We start from the raw sequence: 17857 nt of genomic DNA on the forward strand, positions 1-17857 counted from the left end.
ATCAATATTCATTACGTCAAAAGGAAGACTAGAGACTTTAAAAATTGTATGGAAAAAAGTGATAAAAAATAGACAGTAAGAATCTTTTGAAATTATTGAGTAAGTGAGTTATTCAAAAGATTTCATTCTGTCTTTTACTCATAAAATGAATTTCAATCGTTCAATTCCTTTACTCGATCCAACCATTCAAGCATAAGGCTATTAAACAAATTCGCTTGTTCAATTTGCAAGTTATGCCCAGCCTTATCTAAAATTGTGAAGGCTGCTCTTGGGAATTTATCTAAAATGGCAAAAGCGTCCTTATAGCCAACAATCGAATCTTGTTTACCTAGCAAGAAAAGACTTGGCTTGTCAAAAGTAAGTTCATCTACAGCAAAAGAAAAACCATAACTTTTCTGGACTTTTTCTAAAAACTCCATATTTGCGATTTCACAACCTGCTAACACTTCATTCGTATAACGATGACAATTATATTCATCTAAAACAACAAGATGTGAGCTAAAATCCTCTAGTTCCTCTTTCGTTAATGTCGATAAAAATTCTTTATCCGACAAGACAATACTTTGTTCTGGTACTGTTCGACCTTCTTTATCAGGGATAATTAACGGACAAATAAACGCAGCCCCTAAAATTTGTTCATGATACTCCCTCATGATTCCTCGAACTAAATATCCACCATAAGATTCTCCTACTAATAAATAACGTTCATTTGGTAGTAAGGCGTGAATTAGTTCTACTACGGCTTCTAGCATTTCATCTGAGTTATTGATCTTTTCATAGTCTATCGTCTTGCCCATTCCCGGAAGGTCGATATAAATTCGTTTCCAGCCCTCCCTTTGTGCAAAAACGGGCTCCATACACCCCTTCATTAATCTATGATCTGGCGAATATCCATGGAGCATTACGATTGGTGTTCCAGTCCCAATCATTTCATAGTAAATATTCGCTTTACTTACCTTACAAAATGACATAATAGTTCCTCCAATATTATTATAAAGTGGATTTCCGTTCCGACTGGGCGCTTCGTTGTTGCTGTCGCTTCGCTTTCGCACAGATAAAACATTTGCTGCCGCTACGTTAGCACTACGCTTTCGCACAGAAAACATCCGCTTCGCTGCAGGGTCTCGGGCCAACACGAGGTTGGTCACGAAGGCGTTATCACAGGATGTGATGGTTTTAGCCTTCGTTCCTCTATTGCTAATCCCCAAGGAGTCGCCCAGTCTCCACTCCAATCCATAAGCTGTTATTACAAAAAAATGGTCGTTATACCTATATACACTAGCCCATTATTAAATCATATACAACCATTGTCGATTCCATCGGTGTTGTATTTAGTTCTTTTTTTAATTGCTGCACACATTTTTCATACCATTTTAACGCAAGGGAACGGTTTTGTAATTGATAGTAACTATACATCAACAATCGATAGCCTTCCTCCCATAATGCATCCTCACGAATCATTCTTTCTGCATAAAAAATAGCTTGCTTATAATTTTGTTGCCGCGTCATATTTTGTGCTAATCTTTCCAGTACTTCAATATATAATGATTGTAGCTTTTCACGATCCTGTATAAGCCAATCTAACTGCTTTTTTTCAGCATAAAGTGTATCCGTATAGCTTGATTCAGCAAGATACAACCATTCATTTGACAATTGTGGATCGTACTCCTCCATCCCTAATTCATAAAAATAGAGAAAGCGCTCGACATCGATTTGCAGAAACTGAATATGCTGCAATTGATACATATTATTTTTGCGCTGAATGAAAAAGCTATCCTGACGCGCATTTCTATTTGGCTCAAGAACCTTTAATAACGTATTTAAGACAACTTTAAAATCCCGATCTAGCGATTCAACATTCCGCTCTGGCCATAATGCCTGTGCAATCTCTTCCTTTGGCGTAAAGCGATTACGATGGCCATATAAATAGATGAAAAGCTCCTTCGATTTATCGCGCTGCCATTCTTTATCCTCAAGCTTTCGATGCTTTCTTACTAAATCTAGACTTCCTAAAAAATTCACCTGGACTTCCTCATGCGGATAAACGATATTGTCTTCCACTTGAAAATAACTACGCATCGTCAAAATAGCGGCATTTTCCCCATCACACTTTCTACTAAATTGTAAAAGCTCATAAAAAATCATCCTATTCGGTGGACCGAGAATGGTTTTCCTTTGTAAAAAGTAGTCATAGCCATTTGTAATGCATAACTGTGCAAACTGCTGAAAATAATGATTGAATTGTTGAGGACTATTTTCTTTGAAGGCAATGACAGATTGAAAGAAAAGTACGTGCATCTCACCATTTTGATCGCCACAGTCGTTGAAAAGTCGCTGTGCCTTCATTAATAATTGCCGCGCTCGTTCAAATTCCTGTTGAGAAAGAATGATTTTAACTTCAGCGATTAATATAAGAGCGGTCATCCAAGCGTCTTGTACTTGCTCCGTTTCCCGTAATCCAAGGGCTACATATTTTTTAGCAGAGACAATATCTCCTTGCGCATGTTTGACAATTGCTAGTCCCATGTACGGCTCGGCCTTTACGCGAGAAATATTAATGGTATTCAATAATGTAAGGGCTTTTTCATAAGCATTACAGGCTCCTTGATAATCAGGAAAATCTATTAATAATAAAGCATGTGCTTTGCGAATATAGCCAACTGCCTCAATAAATACCGATTTTTCACGTAACCCCCTACGAATCCCATGCTGAGCGGCATACCAAGCATCCTTTCCCAGTCCTAATAACGCATAGACGAATGCTGCTAACAGCTCACTCTCTCTATGAGTCGCGACAAGCTGTGGTGGTAATTCCAATCTCTTCGTCAGCAAGTCCTTTGCTTCAAGTAGCTGCCCTGTTCTTAACAATATTCGAACATCGACATTTGCTCTTTGTAGCACTTCCCCTGTCAAAGCAACCTCATCTGTAAAAATTTGTGCTCCTTTCGCCTTCCCTAGATTCACCAGATTTTCAGCATATTGACGTTGCAATTCGAGAAGTTCCTCTTCGTTTAACGGCGTATGATTTGCTAATTCTAATGCCCTTTTTAAATGAGGCTCTGCCAATGCTGGCTGGATTGTATCGAGATAAATATGTGCTAAACCTGCTTGCGCTTTCGTCATAAAGAGATAATCATTCTTACTTTTTGCGATGTTTGCACAATTTTCATAGGACTGCTTCGCTCTTTCATAATAAGCACGATAGCGGTGGCACTCACCTTCAAAATAATAAAGTTTGTAATATTCCGACTTTTCATCAGCTGTAAATCGATTTATTTTTTCTAATAACCACTCAAATTGCCCTGCACGGACTAGACTTTCAGCATGATTTTGTAATAGTTCACCACAAAAACCAAGATCATTCGTTTTAAATGCATGATGAAGAACAGCTTGTATATTGTTTTCTTTTACATAATACAATGCTGCTTGTTTATGTAATGCAATATATTGCGGAGCATTTTGTTGCCATTTTAGCTCTAAAAATCGACTGAACAATGCATGAAAACGATATAAACCATCTGTTGTGATCGGTTGAATAAATAAATGTCGCTGTACAAACAGTTTTAACGCCTCCGCTATTTCCATACCATAAAATTGCGTGATCAACTCCTCTGAGAAAGTAGGAAAAATCGCCAGCTTTAATAATGCCTCTTGCTCGAATGCTGACATCTTCAGATAAACTTCCTCCGATAAATAGGTGAAAAGATCATTGGTAGAAATATTTAGCCAATGCGCTAAGGACTCATTGTTCCACTGCTCAGCTAATAAAGAAATACTAATTGCCCAGCCCTCTGTAATTTCCAAAACCTTAGCTATTTCATCTTCTGTTAAATGCACTGCAACGTAATCCTCGAAAAAAACAGCGATCTCCTCTGAAGAAAATGCCAATTCTCCTTCTGCAATAACGAGTAATTTCTTTTGTAGCTTTAATTTCCTCGTAATATCCCAATTCGGCAACGTTCTAGAGGCGATGATAAAATGAACATTCGGTGGGGAAAACTCAATTATTTTTTCCATCACATAATTTATATGAAATTCATGGTCAACGAGATGGTAATCGTCAATGACAATTAACATCGGCCCTTCGATGTTACATAAACTATTGACAAACAGCTTAAACAAACGATTAAGTTCCTCTATTTTCGGAAAACGGGATAATTGGTCCCATGCATCAAATTCTTGGCCGAAGCCCGGGACAATTCGTGTGATACTAAAAAATAAATGCCTTAAAAACGGCAATATATTATCATCTTCCTCCGACACACTATACCAAGAAAATTTATTTGATTGAGCATGTAGAAATTGTGTAAGGATTGTTGTTTTGCCATACCCTGCCCCACTATGAATAAGTGTGCAAGCATAGTCTAGGCTTTTTTTTAATGTTCTCATTAAAATAGCTCTACTAATACAATGATTGGACGGACTCGGCGGAATACATTTTGATTGAATAATAATGTCTGTCGTCATTTAGTGATAACCTCCCCATTCAACTGATTATGTAAGGTTATAAGTCTCCAGAGTTAAAATCTTTTAAATAATAAGTTCATCAAAATAACGCGGGTGATCTTGTAAACTCTTTATATTTAAGTATCGAATAAAGGCGAAGACTCACGTATCGTAATTGTTGCTGAGACAAACCACGAGAGGAGTTTTCGCTTGGTGCTCCAGGTTTATCAAATTGATTGATTTTACCGTTACCAACTTTTTTTCAAGTTTCCTTTACCATCCGATGAATAATCAACATTATTTATCGTATTTCTTAAACTCGGGAGTTTCCATTAGTCTTTGGAAAAAGATATCTTTAGCTTCCCTATAGGTATCCATTGATTTGGCTTCGTATTCTTTCTTCAATTTATCATATGCATCGCGATATTTATTATTTGCCAATAAAACTTCTCTAAATTTCCAAAAGAAATCAAACTCAGAATCAATTACAGTTAATTGAACTCCTAAAGGAGGATCACTTGTATCATCTTTAAATGCCCTAAATGTAGCTGTTTTGACACTTTCATCATTTCTTTCATATAAATTTGATAGTAGTTCTACTGCTTTCGAAAATTGTTCAGCACTAACACGTACTTGGATGTCTAAATCACCTTTAGTCACGCTATCAGGAATTGCTGTACTACCAACATGCTGGATATCAGCCTCTGGTAATAATTCTTTTATTTTATTTTCGTGTATCAAAAAAGTTTTCTCAGCATTTTCATGAAATAGTTGACTATTAAAAAAATTTACTTTTTCCATATAAAACTCCCCCAATCTATCCTTTTATACAAAGCTGCAACGTTAACTACTTTAGTAGATATTACTAAACTAATTTTATAGTAAACGTAGTAACTCGAATTGGTACTTTATCCTTTATTTTACCATCATAGCCCAATTTCACCCTATCGCCAATATGAAATGTTTCATCTGGATTCTTCGCAAGATTTACAATCACTACCTTTAGTTTTTAATTACATAAACCATTGTACTTGGCATTTCTCTCCTCAATTACACCTGTAAAAGTTACTTTTACTTTATATTAAAAAGAATCCATTTTGAAAAGATTGATCAAAATGGATTCTGATTCATGTTTTGTTTTTTACCCTTGATCTACCGCCACTTAAAGGATGATAAATTACAGACGTTACAGAAATCAATAGCCTGTAAACTAACTCTGCTTTTTGATACTTATCAAAGACTGATTAAACTTGATTGACTCTTCCCACTGAGGAAAATGACTTGAGTTTTCGAACCAAATGAGTTTTTTTGGCGTTTTTATTGTGTGATAGTAATCCTCTACTAATGAAGAAGAAACATGTCGATCATGACGCCCCTCAAAAAACGTAATAGGTACATCGAAACTCTTGTATTCACTAAAATCAATTTCCATGAGCTCTTGCCACAAATATTGTATAGATTGTAGACTCCCTTTTTCGCGATTGATTAAATCTTTAAATGTGTACTTTGATGAAAAAATGAAATCCCTTACCAATTGGTTGTAATTGCTTTTTCCATATAAAGAATGTCTGTATCGAACCACTAATTTAGTAACAAATAATAAATCGTTTAACCAATCTTTTTGAGTCAATGAAAGGTCAATAATTCTCAATCGCTGAACAATCTTTTTTTGATTTCGTTCTTGACTTTCTTTCAGAACAAAATCATATTGACTCTTCAACCCTTTTTTCATGTTAACTACTTGACCACATCCAAAATAACTATGTACTAGCTGTGGATATTTTTTAATGAAAATTAAGCCTAGGACACTTCCCCACGAGTGCCCTAAAAGGTACACTTTTTCTTGTTTAAACTTTTCTAACAAATAATGAATTAAACTGTGTAGATCTTCTATATAAGTTTCAATAGATATTTGTTCATCTTCAGAAAATTTATAGTAGGATTTCCCAGCCCCTCTTTGTTCCCAGACTACAACATTAAACGTTTTTCCAAGTTCTGAGTTATATTTATAAATCAGTGGTAAAGCGGCATCCCCTGGACCACCATGCAAATAAACTAAAAGAGGTAGATTGTTATCTTCACCAAAAATAGAAATAAATTGTTTGGAAGAGCCTATTTTTATATACTTAGACAATTGAGTTTTCATTTTCTTCTCCTACCTTACGATCTATGATATATCTACCTCTTTAAGAATCTCAACACTTGCATATCTATCTAGCATATCATTCTTTTAAACTACTTATAACTTCATACGAGGCCTCTCTCTTTTTATATTACTTATATACCGTTATTACAAAAAGAATAAGAAGAACTCTGCAGTTAAGTGGATAAAAGCTAGCATCCTATTCCAATAATTTTTTCCAATAATCTGCAATACGATTAAATGTTTTTTCTGATTTATCTTGGATAAAGCCCCTAGCAGCTTCATCGTCTTTGTCATATGGAGAGATTCCTTTTGTCGCAAACTCCAAATATTGCTTTTGGAGTTGAGACATCAGGGCATCAACCTCTGATTTATTTTTGAGGGTGTTAAATTTTTCTTTATAGCTCTCTATCATCCCAGTAATTTCTGCTACTGTGTAATTTGTTTTGCCTAGCTTATTTGTAATGGATAAATCTCTCTTACGTTCAGCACTTAAAGATGAAGCATCCATACCTCGCGTCTCAAATACTTTCGCACGTCCTCTATAAAACTTTTCTTCTTGAGAAGCATGATTTATCACACGGCTTTCATTATGTTTAACATATTGATCGATTAAGTCATCAAAGCCCTGTTTCATATCACCTGTTAAATACTTTTCACTAAAAAATTTTAAAGCAGCTGTTGAAGCAGCAAGTTCCAACTGTGCTTCTGTAGAACTTAATTCTTGTGTAATTGGCGTCCGTCCTACTTTAATATCCCTTCCTTTCATCTGGGATATATCCAAATTATCCAGACCGTCCGTTATGTCTACCAGCATATTTTCTATGTCGTCAATTGTGTGTGATTCTTTGCCCGTAAAAAAGCCCGTGTCACTCAAATATTGACTAAATATAAGCCACTGATCCTGTGGGCGATACGAAAAAACATCGGAAGGATCAGGATTTACCGATCGCATGTCCATCTCTGCGATTTCTTTCTCTGTCATAGCTTTTAAATACTTCACTTCATCAGATAGAGTGAGTGTATATGCTTTACCATCACGTTCGACTTCAATTTCATTTTTTCCGCCAAGTGGTTGCCCCTTTGCAGGGTTAGGATTGCTAATTGCCTCTTGTCTATGGTATTCCCTAGTAGCTCCTTCATATAGAAGATTAATTTGCACTCCATTCACCTCATCGTTTATTGCAATTTAGTTAAGAAAGCTTACTGCTGTCTTTGTATCATTTACTCATTAAATATGATTCACATACTATATCGGATAAAATAGGGTTTATTTAACAATAGATACAATTAATTACCATAAAAAAACCCAATGATTTGTTGTGTCGATGAGTCCGCTTTACGCAAAGTTAGCGATTGTGAAGTCGTTAATTTTGTCATCTCCAGCTTTTGACGAGCTTCTAATTATTGTCAGTTTACCTATATAGTGATTTAACAAAATGACTTGCTAAAAATGAAAAACCCGATTATCAACTATATGATAATCGGGTAGTTTAATAGGTTAAAATTATAAAAGTCCTTTACGTAATTCAGCAGCTGATTTAGGTGATAACAAACCGAATGGGATATCGAATACTGTTTTTGCACCTTTGTCTCCTGCTTGGTTTAAGCGATGGGCTGCACGTGCAAATGCTACTAGAACACTAGACGTGAAGTTTGGATTACTTTCAAGCTTTAATGAGAATTCAAGAATTTGTTTTTCGCTAGCGCCGCTTTCTCCACTACGAATAACGAATCCACCGTGTGGCATGCCTGTGTGGTTTGCTTTAAATTCTTCTTCAGAAATAAAGTTTACGGTTGTGTCATACTCATCAAAGTAGTTCGGCATCGTCACAATTTCTTGCTCAACTTTTGCAGCATCCGCACCTTCTTCAAGTACAACCCAACATTCACGTGCATGTTTTTCACGTGTTGTCAGCTCAGGATTTTCACCGTTGCGAACACGTTCTACAGCCTCTTGAATTGGCAATGTGTATTGTACTGCATTTTTAACACCTTCAATGCGACGCACAGCATCTGAGTGTCCTTGACTTAAACCGTCTCCCCAGAAAGTATAAGTTGTGCCTACTGGTAGAACTGATTCCCCGAGTAAACGATTTAATGAGAACAAACCTGGATCCCAGCCAACTGAAATGACTGATACTTTACCAGATTTTTGAGCTACTACATCTACAGCCTCGAAAAACTCAGGAATTTTCGCATGTGTATCAAAGCTGTCAATTGTATTAAACCATTGTGCAAAGTGTGGTCCTTGCTCTGGTAAATCTGTTGCTGAGCCACCACATAAAATCATTACATCAATGTCATTTTGGAATTTTTCAGCATCATCCACTAAATATACGCTTGCATTACTTGCAATGTTTACAGTTGAAGGATCGCGACGTGTGAAAACCGCTACTAATTCCATATCTGGATTTTGGGAAATAGCATACTCTACACCGCGCCCTAAATTTCCATAACCTACAATACCTACTCGAATTGCACTCATTAAAAATTCCTCCTCACGATTACGTGACTATGTGAAGTCCTTCACGTTAAATCTAATTACAATAATACGTTGTGTTAGGAAAATTCACAATAGTTTGAGTACGTGTTTTTCTCTTGAAATTATACAAGTTTTCTATGATTTCTATTCATAAATGGTATGAATACGATTACATTTTACTTAACTTCTTTCAGCGGGTGTAAAACATCCGCTGAAAGAAGTTAAAGCCTCCGGCGGATGTCATGGAAATCGGAAAGGAGTTCAAGAGGATGTTAGCCTAAAATCATCGCATCCATGCGATAACGGCTAACTGACCTGCGTCGGTGCCGCTGCCGCTACGCTTTCGCGCAAAAAACATCTGCAGGCCTAAGCACAAAGCCGATTCCGGACGCAATTATGCCGAGGCATAATTGATTTAGTAACCTTTAAGTTTTCGTTAAAGCCTTGTAAATGAAGACTATTCCGACCGCATGTCTTGTACAATAAAACTAACGACAAAGGGGGCATGTTGAATGAAAAGTAATTGTTATTCACCAAGCACAACATTGGAACAAGGAGAATTACTTGCTTGTCCATTCCAAAATGCACAAAAATCTGCTAAAGCTCACATTGAAGCTGAGGCAAAGCACAGAAGATTTTCACCCAGTAAACACCAATGTATAAGGGTTATCCCTTTTGGCGTTATAGACGAAACCCTAAATATCTCCGTAGAAAACCAACGAGTCGATGAGGTTAACTTCTACCATAGCGGCAAGGAAATCGCACGCTGGTTGATTAAAAAAAGTGAATACAATAAGCTGTAGTTTCCTCACAGTATCTCCTGTGCCAATTCGGAAAGACGCTTTTCATTCATAATGTGATAGCCATTCTTTCTCTTTTCTAAAATTTTTTCTTCACAAAATTGCGCAAGTACATATAATAAATGCCGGTAGGAAACCCCTAAATATTCACAGATTTCAGTATGTTTTTCTTTATAGATACCTTGATCTGACGATAATTGGATAAAAGCAGCAAGTCGATTTTCAAGTGGATACGCTTGATTTTGTGTATATTTTGACGTCATTTTGGTCGCCTTTTCCCCTAAAAACACACAAAGTTTACGTAAAAAAAGTACATCCGTGAGTAACTTTTCTTTGCAAGACTGTGTAATCGAAAAACAAATCGTCTCAGTTACTGTCTGAACCCCCTTCGTATATCTCGCCTCATTAAGTAACTCAATTTCACCCATAAAACGCGGTGCCTCTGGGTATTCGATAAGCGAGACCTTGCCATTTTTATGCGTCATATATATTTTCGCTTTCCCTTCAATCATGTAGTATAGCGTATCCGGAAATGATCCTTCTGTAAAAATCCATTCGCCTTTGTCAAACTTACATACCTCCAGAAATGGATTTATATCGAATGAGAAAAAATCATCAATCGGATATTTATCGAGATAGTATGAACGTTCCTCAGCTGTCAGTATATGCATTATTTTACTCTCTCCTCTTAAAAAAATGTGAGATATCTCACATTATTGTATCGATGAACGTGCTATTATTCAACATAGTTAAATTGGAGGTACGTAAAATTTATGAACAATCAACGTTGGCTTTCCCAAAATTTCTTTGCATTTTTCTTTACATGGGGTATTTTCTTACCTTACTGGACAGGTTGGCTTGTAGATGCCAAACATCTTACTGTCTCACAGGCTAGCGTCGTGATGGGCTGCGGTCTTTTAGCACGAGCAACTTCAAATCTATTTTTCTTCCCGACTCTTGCAAAATATGTGCACAAAAAACGACTCGTTAGTATTCTAGCAATAGGTGCCCTAATCACAACTTTATTTTACTTACTAAGCACGAGCTTTATCTCGCTTCTTATTGTTACCCTTTTATTTAGCATTTTCTATCCAGCACTGCTACCTGCCGTTGAAAGTAGTGCGGCAACGCTCGTACAGCAAGGAAATGTACACTATGGTAAAAGCCGCTCCTATGGTTCCCTTGGCTTTGTCATTGCAGTATTAATCATTAGTATGCTGACAGGTGCATTTGGCAATAACATTATCTTTTGGAGTATGGTGGTCGGCCTGATCGGTATGCTGTTGATGCAGCAAATGGCTACACCAAAAGAGTTACTCGTTGTACCGACAAAAGAACAACGTGCAAAATCATTGTCGATGAAAACATTATGGACTATTAAAGGTTTCCCTATTGTTTTATTAATCGTTATCCTATTGCAAGGCGCACACGCTTCTTATTACAGCTACGGCTATATATATTTAGGTGACTTACATGTCGACCCATTCTACATGGGGATGATTATTAACATCGCCGTAATTTGCGAAATCTTATACTTTATGAAGGCTGATACACTATTTAAAAAATGGCGCTCATCTTCCTTATTACTTTTAGCAGCAAGCGGTTCTTCATTACGTTGGCTACTCATTTACCTATTTCCGAATGTCTGGGTATTTATCGCTTCTCAAACATTACATGCATTTTCTTTTGCTCTCGCGCATTTTGCTTTTATCAGCTATTTAACAAAAACATTGCCGAAGGAGCAAATTCCAAATGCGCAAGGTCTTTACTCTGCATTAGCAATGGGATTAAGTACAGCGATCCTTACATTTTTAGGCGGCTATTTATACGAGATTTCACCTGGACTATCATTTGCAGCAATGCTTGTTTGTACTGTTCCAGCAATCGGTATACTGCTTGCTACTAGAAATAAATATCAATATTAAAAACAAGCAGGTGGGAAAGATAAGATCTTGTATCTTTCCTACCTGCTTTTCTATATGCTCATCTTGGATAATATGAAAATCCAGGATATTTTACAACCGGCCACTTTTCCTTTCTCAATACGTTAAGAAGTTCAGGACCAATATTTAAATTGCTTTGTACTAGCTCAGATGGAGTAAGGGCCATCCATTGATTTAACGAAACATCCTGAAATCTATCACTTTTAAACATTTCAAGGAACCATAATGTCTCAGTACCGGTATTTTCAATGTAATGACCATTTGCAAACGGTACGTATCCCACATCTCCTGCACGATAATCGAATGTTCTAGCCACACCATTTGCTGTAAACACTGTCATACGCCCTTGACCTTGAAGGTAATATTGCCATTCGTCATTATTCGGGTGCCAATGTAGCTCTCTCATAGCACCAGGCTTAATCTCGACAAGCGCTGCTGCGATATTTTTAGAAATAGGAAAGTTTGTCGAATCCACAATTCTAACACTGCCACCAGGAGTTTTAATAGGAGTTTGGGCAAGCAGGCTATGTTTGAAGGTTTGAGGGACTGTACCGTATGGGGATTGTACTTTTTGTGTGTCTAGAGGTACTGGAACCTTATCTTGAAAAATATAGACCTGTTCTTTCGGGATATGATTAAAAGCGCTCATAGGAACGCCAAAATTGGAGGACAGCACATCTTTAGGAGTATGAGCAAACCAATCAGATATTGAAAATGTACTAAGATCTGAAAAATGCCCATCGTCAAACACCAGCAAAAATTCACAGCCATCTTCAAGACCCTGTATCGAATGCGGAATTCCTGGAGGGAAATACCATAAATCCCCTGGTCCTACATCAGCAATAAAGTTACGCCCATTTTGATCGACTGCTGTAATGCGTGCATGACCAAGAAGCATATACGACCATTCGGCCTGTTGATGCCAATGTAGCTCACGTACCCCACCCGGTGTCAGACTCATATTGACACCTGCCAATGTCGTAGCAATTGGCAGATCACGAACAGTAATTTCTCGAGACCAACCACCATGTTTTAAAACCATATGTGTATCAGAAAAAGAGAATTTTAAATTTGGTACAAGTCCAGCATCTGTTTTAGGAGGGACAAGCATATCAGGATTTTCCAGATCCCTCATAATATCTCTCGGCCCTTTATCCACCCCACCCGCCCCATCTTTCCGAATAGGTTGCGGTACATAAGAATAGCCATCTGGCATGTTTTCCAATGATTCACCTCTTCTTAAAGAAATCGTTATTAAAATATGTATGGATTCTTTACTTGGATTATTCTTTTCTCGAAAGATTGCGCCCGAAAAGAACCGTTAAGTTGGAAAAATTCATTTTCTCTTTCATACCTATAGTAATCGCTAACGCTTTAACTTGGTGTCATTTTAAAAATCTCTTTTTCAACATATTTACAGTTGGAATGTTATTAAACGATTTTACATATATTTACTTCGGGATAGCTTACATTATGCATCGCCCCAAACGTCATTGCAGTTTGCTATCCCACCTTTTTAAAATTTTCCTCATATTAATCTAAAGCCGCAAAACCGTTCACATTCGTTCATGAAATCAACAAATGTAAGTTGATTCTCTTTTAAATCTGAGCTGTAGCGTATACAAACGCTGTGGCTTTTCATATTATAATAAAGATAAAAATGAGGAGTTGTGCCGATGAATGGAGTATCTATTCCTGCTTTACTAAAGTCTATCTTTATTTTTGTCAGTGGCATATTCAACAAATTTAAATTTTAAAAAAGTATTTTTTGAGCGATGTAAAATCGCTCTATTTTCGTTTAATATTCATATTGTTCATTTCATTAGTTTGCTGCAGCATGTGACGACGCTGCGACTTTTTTACGATACAATTTTACATAAATTGCATAACGAGGTAATAATACAGAAAACAATAAATTAGTTTGTAAGGCTTGTGGTAATGATTCCTTCGCACAAGGTGAATTAGGCGGATCTATGGCAAAAGTAAAACCCATTAAGCTCGATATGCTCCATTTTTCGAGTTCACCACTCATTTTGACTATTTGTACGAATTGCGGAGAAGTAGCTTCAATGAAAGTTAAGAAAGTTGATAAGTTTAAATAGTCTCTTATAGTTATACTTTGGGTCACTTCCAGCCTAGTGACCCTTTATTAGTTTCTTTCCTCAAAGTGTGCAGAAGATATTTGAATCGCAAACTTAAAGATATCAATTTTAGTTAGTGTATAATTTTAATAGTTCATGTATTGCTAAACTATTAATATCGTCCAAATTTATAAAATATGGTAATTGCCACTTTTGTGTTGCTATCGCTTGTTTGCTAGTGGGAGTATCCCAACTAGGATAAACTCTAATTGCCATTTTCCCCTTTGTATTAGCTGTTTTAAAAATGTTTTGTTTTAAAAGAACCCTCTTTGGAAAAACGAATTGGCCAAAATCACCATTATTATTAAAAGTGTTTATTACCAATAAATCAGTAGCATTGTCATATGAGAATGCTTGGTTTTTATTAGCTTCATTCTTTTCCCAAAAGGAAACAAACTGTCCTATCTTAGTAGGTGTTATTTTTGCGACTCTAAATCTAACCGATTTGGAATTTAACTGAAATATCCCAGCCCCATAATCTGAATTTCGAGTTTCTTCTTGGATATTTTTTACAATTAAATGATTTGGTTCATAAAGTAATTCATTTACATATGCTAACGTCTTCTTAAATTTATTCATAGTTTTACTCCTTATCTTTTACTACAATATACAGTATATCATCTGCGGATTTGTCACCGTAATTGATCATTAAAAAAGCTTTATTTCTCCATTTCGATTTACTGAACATTTTCTTTCGACTAATCCTCAAACTGTGAAATAAAGTTTTTCTATAATTACTAAAAACCCTTCTTATCGAATGCTCATTCTAAATAAAATACATGTATTAAGAGAAAGGATGTTTTTTCTTGCTGTTTCCATATCGTAATGATCTTAGAAAAACTTTAATACCCTACCTTAACAATCTTGATGAGGAATTTTGGTTTAAGAAATCAGCTTTCTATCCAAATAATCTAGCTTGGATTATTTCTCATATATCAAGTAGCGAAGACTATTGGGTTAATGAAATTGGACTAAAAAAAAATTGTATTTTAAATCTTAATGATGATAGTCCGGCTAAAGAAATATTAGATAACTATATTCAAATTAGAAACTATACAGATGAGATCCTACATACATTAGAAGATTCGCAACTCAATAATTTGGTTGAAGTTCCCAAGTTTTCTGATGGATGGACGCCACCTTCAGTACCTACACTAAATTGGTTGTTTAATCATGTTTACATGCATGAAGCATACCATGTTGGACAAATCTCTGTTATCGCACGCATTCATGGATTTCAAAAGCCATTATTTTAATTACGCTACCAAGGGAATTCTCCCCTCTTTATTGCGCAGTTTCTTTCGATTAACCCTCATGGTGTTCATTGAGGTTCTTTGTTTTCATGACATTCTCCAAGGAAAAACCACCAAAATTGTTAACCAATAACCACTTTTATGCTAATATATTATCAATCCAATTATTGGAAGCTACTTTTTTGACTGACAAGAATAGAACATTACTTAGCTCGGTTAGTGGTTTGGCATTATGTTCAATAGGAGCATATAAAATCTTTACAAACAACTTAGAAGTCATGTCAATACTAGTACATATATTTTCTTGATTTGCGGATTGACATGCTTTGTTTTTAGTATTGTAAAGTTGTCTAGAATTCCTCGAACTTAGCGGTGGCTTTATTGCAACGCTTTTCTTAATGTTATTGCACATTTTCTTTCATTTCCGAACATTTCTTTGGATCCTAAGAATGTTTTATGGATTCATACACGAATTTTATCTATTCCTCAGATTGTCGAAAACATAAGGAATTATTTGGTGATATTGCGTTAAAATTGAATAAATTTATAAATTTCAAGGAGGTTTAACAAATGAATGAAAATAAAAGCATCGCCCTGATTTCAATTCTGATCTAAAAATATAAGAGCCTCGCTACAAATCATATTGTAGTAAGGCTCTTTAAAGTTGTTTAATTTCTAACCATTTAAATGTGATTGTAGACAAAAATCAATAATAAAGTTGTTTAATTTTTGTTCAACTAAAGCCCCCATTAGTTGAATAAGAACCTTTTCTTCTAATGCACATTTTTTCGGAATACGTTTCAAATTCCAAACAGTTCGTATTAACAATAAGCTTCTTCATAAAAAATAAAAAGTTCAAGATCGAAACTTAACGACCTTATTATACGTATATTATAAATAGTCTGAAGATAAAAAGGAGCCTAGCTATGAAACATTTATCAATTTATGTTTTTATCTTTAACTTACTTTTTTATGCACTAACCATATTTAATATTGATCTTGTTCCAGGTATAGTATGGCGAAGCGTATTAATTACAGGACCTATAATAGGGATTATCTTAGCTTTGTTGTATTCTAAAGGAAAATTGAAAGTAATGGGATTATCTGGAAATTTGTTCATTTTTGTCATTGCCATACTTTTGCCGTATATTGTTACAACATTTATTTGGAACCGACCATAGCAAGTGCACTTCTGCAGAGCCAATATCTAAGAGATGTGCTTAGATATTGGCTCATTTTAGATTTGCTATGTTGGTCATACCAACATGCAATTTCCTCTTTTTTATGCACAGACAAGTTTTTCCCCTCCTTTTTCTTTAAAGTTCAATACTTAGACGTATGAGTATTACAAAAGTTGTGGTTACTGTATAAAATTTCTTTGAAATTGTATATCTCATTTCTGGTAGTTGAAAATACAATATCGAGATTCAATACCTTATTGTTTATTGAACATGCGTCGCTCAATAACCGTAGATAAACACAAGAAGATAAAGCCACGATCTGGAATCCTGGCTTTATCTTATACTAGAACCATAATAATTTTCAATTCAGAATTAAATTAAGCGGGTGAAGGGTGTAAAAGGGGATGCTTTTTCTTCATGTTGTTGCAATTTCTGAATTAGCTGCGATTTCGCAAGTCCACCAACTTCTACCATTATGGATATAATTAGGAAATAAGGGTATACCTTCTTGTTTTCGATACGCATTCGTAGTCACTCCTAACAATTTGGGATATACAAGCTGGAAAACCGATATAATGGACCTTGTTTAATATTCCACAATTCCCCTTGTTGAACTATCCTGCTTCGTTAGTACAATAAGAAAAAAGAGCTGTCTAAGCAGCTCAATGGTCTTCAAGTAAAGCACCCGTAAAATTTATTCTCTACTAACATTATTCCCACCAATGAAATCATGAGTGCCTCTCTTGCCTTACCCACTTAATTTAAGCTACCGATACAACTTCTCCTTTATCGTCTTAATGCCGCCTTATGTTTCAGGTTCTACCACAATGTACGAAGTAGTTAAATTAATTACAAATTCTCTGTAATCTTCAGGTTCCATGAAATATTCATCTTTAAACTTATTCAAAGGTTCTATAAAAATCCCTTCATTCGGATATAGTGCAGATACCTCAGCAACAATTTCAACATATTGATTGTAAAGCTCTTCTTTTTTCTCTTGAGTTAGCTCCAACTTAAAAGCTTTATTAGATAAAGACTCAATTTCCACTGCTTGTCCTTCACTAAAACCTTCTGTTATTTCTTCTTTTAACTGTCCTTTTATTTCCTCATTTCCACTACACCCTGTTAAAACAATAGTTCCAAGTAAAATTCCCGCATATAAATATTTCTTCAATCCTTGTAACCTCCTTGGTCAATTTGTTAAAATATCCCAAATATTAGTTTATACTATTTATAATCCTTCTTCAATTAAAAGAGTAAAAATTAAAAGCCTCGAGTTGAGACTTCATAAGCATATTTATTTTGGTGGAATTAAGAGAGCACTTATTGAACTAACCTGCTTCGTTCGTATTATAAGGTCAGCCAGATATTAATATGTACCCTTTGTAAAGGACATTTTAAAAAAGGTTAGGCAACTTTCTGAAGCTGCTGTCTGTATTTTGCAGGCGGCAGCTTATTTAAATTC

The 17857-nt window shown here is 35.6% G+C and carries 17 protein-coding genes; 4 read left to right on the top strand and 13 right to left on the bottom strand.

Annotated features, from left to right (window positions below):
* Positions 1–152: 152 nt before the first annotated feature.
* From ABH968_RS11600 to ABH968_RS11625, 6 genes are all read right to left on the bottom strand, one after another.
* Positions 153–971, bottom strand: a complete 819-nt coding sequence (locus tag ABH968_RS11600) for an alpha/beta fold hydrolase (protein WP_370044201.1) — start codon at positions 969–971, stop codon at positions 153–155.
* Between the two features lie 307 nt (positions 972–1278).
* Positions 1279–4467: a BTAD domain-containing putative transcriptional regulator gene (locus tag ABH968_RS11605; RefSeq protein WP_370044177.1), complete on the bottom strand. Its 3189-nt coding sequence runs from the start codon at positions 4465–4467 to the stop codon at positions 1279–1281.
* A gap of 276 nt (positions 4468–4743) precedes the next feature.
* On the bottom strand, positions 4744–5247 hold the full coding sequence (locus ABH968_RS11610) for a GrpB family protein (RefSeq protein WP_370044178.1): 504 nt from the start codon (positions 5245–5247) through the stop codon (positions 4744–4746).
* Between the two features lie 409 nt (positions 5248–5656).
* Positions 5657–6592 (bottom strand): alpha/beta fold hydrolase, encoded by a 936-nt coding sequence (locus tag ABH968_RS11615; RefSeq protein ID WP_370044179.1) that lies wholly within the window; start codon positions 6590–6592, stop codon positions 5657–5659.
* Between the two features lie 196 nt (positions 6593–6788).
* Positions 6789–7751, bottom strand: a complete 963-nt coding sequence (locus ABH968_RS11620; protein ID WP_370044180.1) for a hypothetical protein — start codon at positions 7749–7751, stop codon at positions 6789–6791.
* A gap of 345 nt (positions 7752–8096) precedes the next feature.
* A complete protein-coding gene (locus tag ABH968_RS11625; RefSeq protein ID WP_370044181.1) occupies positions 8097–9077 on the bottom strand; it encodes a diaminopimelate dehydrogenase in 981 nt (326 codons plus the stop codon).
* 509 nt (positions 9078–9586) lie between these two features.
* On the opposite strand from ABH968_RS11625, the gene ABH968_RS11630 reads away from it, so the two are divergent.
* Positions 9587–9877 carry a hypothetical protein gene (locus ABH968_RS11630; RefSeq protein WP_370044182.1) on the top strand — a complete coding sequence of 97 codons (291 nt, stop codon included), beginning with the start codon at positions 9587–9589 and terminating at the stop codon, positions 9875–9877.
* A gap of 5 nt (positions 9878–9882) precedes the next feature.
* On the opposite strand, the gene yeiL is transcribed toward ABH968_RS11630, so the two are convergent.
* On the bottom strand, positions 9883–10545 hold the full coding sequence (gene yeiL / locus ABH968_RS11635; protein ID WP_370044183.1) for a transcriptional regulator YeiL: 663 nt from the start codon (positions 10543–10545) through the stop codon (positions 9883–9885).
* A 102-nt stretch (positions 10546–10647) separates the two neighbouring features.
* On the opposite strand from yeiL, the gene ABH968_RS11640 reads away from it, so the two are divergent.
* The gene (locus ABH968_RS11640; RefSeq protein ID WP_370044184.1) at positions 10648–11799 is read left to right on the top strand and encodes an MFS transporter; all 1152 of its coding nucleotides are present in this window, start codon (positions 10648–10650) and stop codon (positions 11797–11799) included.
* 58 nt (positions 11800–11857) lie between these two features.
* Here ABH968_RS11640 and ABH968_RS11645 read toward each other — a convergent pair whose 3' ends face one another.
* The 3 genes from ABH968_RS11645 to ABH968_RS11655 all read right to left on the bottom strand — a co-directional run bounded on the left by ABH968_RS11645 (position 11858) and on the right by ABH968_RS11655 (position 14537).
* Positions 11858–13033 carry an oxalate decarboxylase family bicupin gene (locus ABH968_RS11645; protein ID WP_370044202.1) on the bottom strand — a complete coding sequence of 392 codons (1176 nt, stop codon included), beginning with the start codon at positions 13031–13033 and terminating at the stop codon, positions 11858–11860.
* Positions 13034–13639: 606 nt separating this feature from the next.
* Entirely contained in the window at positions 13640–13945 is a 306-nt protein-coding gene (locus ABH968_RS11650) for a hypothetical protein (RefSeq protein WP_370044185.1), read from the bottom strand.
* An 82-nt stretch (positions 13946–14027) separates the two neighbouring features.
* A complete protein-coding gene (locus ABH968_RS11655; protein WP_370044186.1) occupies positions 14028–14537 on the bottom strand; it encodes a MepB family protein in 510 nt (169 codons plus the stop codon).
* Positions 14538–14764: 227 nt separating this feature from the next.
* Here ABH968_RS11655 and ABH968_RS11660 point away from each other — a divergent pair, with 227 nt between their 5' ends.
* On the top strand, positions 14765–15214 hold the full coding sequence (locus ABH968_RS11660; RefSeq protein ID WP_370044187.1) for a DinB family protein: 450 nt from the start codon (positions 14765–14767) through the stop codon (positions 15212–15214).
* Between the two features lie 672 nt (positions 15215–15886).
* Here the strand turns inward: ABH968_RS11660 and ABH968_RS11665 are convergent.
* Positions 15887–16039, bottom strand: a complete 153-nt coding sequence (locus ABH968_RS11665; RefSeq protein WP_370044188.1) for a hypothetical protein — start codon at positions 16037–16039, stop codon at positions 15887–15889.
* Between the two features lie 98 nt (positions 16040–16137).
* On the opposite strand from ABH968_RS11665, the gene ABH968_RS11670 reads away from it, so the two are divergent.
* Entirely contained in the window at positions 16138–16392 is a 255-nt protein-coding gene (locus tag ABH968_RS11670; RefSeq protein ID WP_370044189.1) for a hypothetical protein, read from the top strand.
* 372 nt (positions 16393–16764) lie between these two features.
* Here the strand turns inward: ABH968_RS11670 and ABH968_RS11675 are convergent, their stop codons facing one another.
* Together ABH968_RS11675 and ABH968_RS11680 are read right to left on the bottom strand one after the other, a co-directional pair.
* The gene (locus tag ABH968_RS11675; protein ID WP_370044190.1) at positions 16765–16917 is read right to left on the bottom strand and encodes a hypothetical protein; all 153 of its coding nucleotides are present in this window, start codon (positions 16915–16917) and stop codon (positions 16765–16767) included.
* 280 nt (positions 16918–17197) lie between these two features.
* Positions 17198–17566, bottom strand: a complete 369-nt coding sequence (locus ABH968_RS11680; RefSeq protein WP_370044191.1) for a hypothetical protein — start codon at positions 17564–17566, stop codon at positions 17198–17200.
* Positions 17567–17857: the final 291 nt, after the last annotated feature.

It is taken from the genome of Lysinibacillus sp. RC79 (assembly GCF_041262405.1).
GTDB lineage: Bacteria > Bacillota > Bacilli > Bacillales_A > Planococcaceae > Lysinibacillus.

What these genes read in the sequence shown, in the direction of transcription:
- ABH968_RS11600 (WP_370044201.1), bottom strand. Translation starts at nt 971, where the DNA reads ATGTCATTTTGTAAGGTAAGTAAAGCGAATATTTACTATGAAATGATT.
- ABH968_RS11605 (WP_370044177.1), bottom strand. Translation starts at nt 4,467, where the DNA reads ATGACGACAGACATTATTATTCAATCAAAATGTATTCCGCCGAGTCCG.
- ABH968_RS11610 (WP_370044178.1), bottom strand. Translation starts at nt 5,247, where the DNA reads ATGGAAAAAGTAAATTTTTTTAATAGTCAACTATTTCATGAAAATGCT.
- ABH968_RS11615 (WP_370044179.1), bottom strand. Translation starts at nt 6,592, where the DNA reads ATGAAAACTCAATTGTCTAAGTATATAAAAATAGGCTCTTCCAAACAA.
- ABH968_RS11625 (WP_370044181.1), bottom strand. Translation starts at nt 9,077, where the DNA reads ATGAGTGCAATTCGAGTAGGTATTGTAGGTTATGGAAATTTAGGGCGC.
- ABH968_RS11630 (WP_370044182.1), top strand. Translation starts at nt 9,587, where the DNA reads ATGAAAAGTAATTGTTATTCACCAAGCACAACATTGGAACAAGGAGAA.
- yeiL (WP_370044183.1), bottom strand. Translation starts at nt 10,545, where the DNA reads ATGCATATACTGACAGCTGAGGAACGTTCATACTATCTCGATAAATAT.
- ABH968_RS11640 (WP_370044184.1), top strand. Translation starts at nt 10,648, where the DNA reads ATGAACAATCAACGTTGGCTTTCCCAAAATTTCTTTGCATTTTTCTTT.
- ABH968_RS11645 (WP_370044202.1), bottom strand. Translation starts at nt 13,033, where the DNA reads ATGCCAGATGGCTATTCTTATGTACCGCAACCTATTCGGAAAGATGGG.
- ABH968_RS11655 (WP_370044186.1), bottom strand. Translation starts at nt 14,537, where the DNA reads ATGAATAAATTTAAGAAGACGTTAGCATATGTAAATGAATTACTTTAT.
- ABH968_RS11670 (WP_370044189.1), top strand. Translation starts at nt 16,138, where the DNA reads ATGAAACATTTATCAATTTATGTTTTTATCTTTAACTTACTTTTTTAT.
- ABH968_RS11675 (WP_370044190.1), bottom strand. Translation starts at nt 16,917, where the DNA reads ATGCGTATCGAAAACAAGAAGGTATACCCTTATTTCCTAATTATATCC.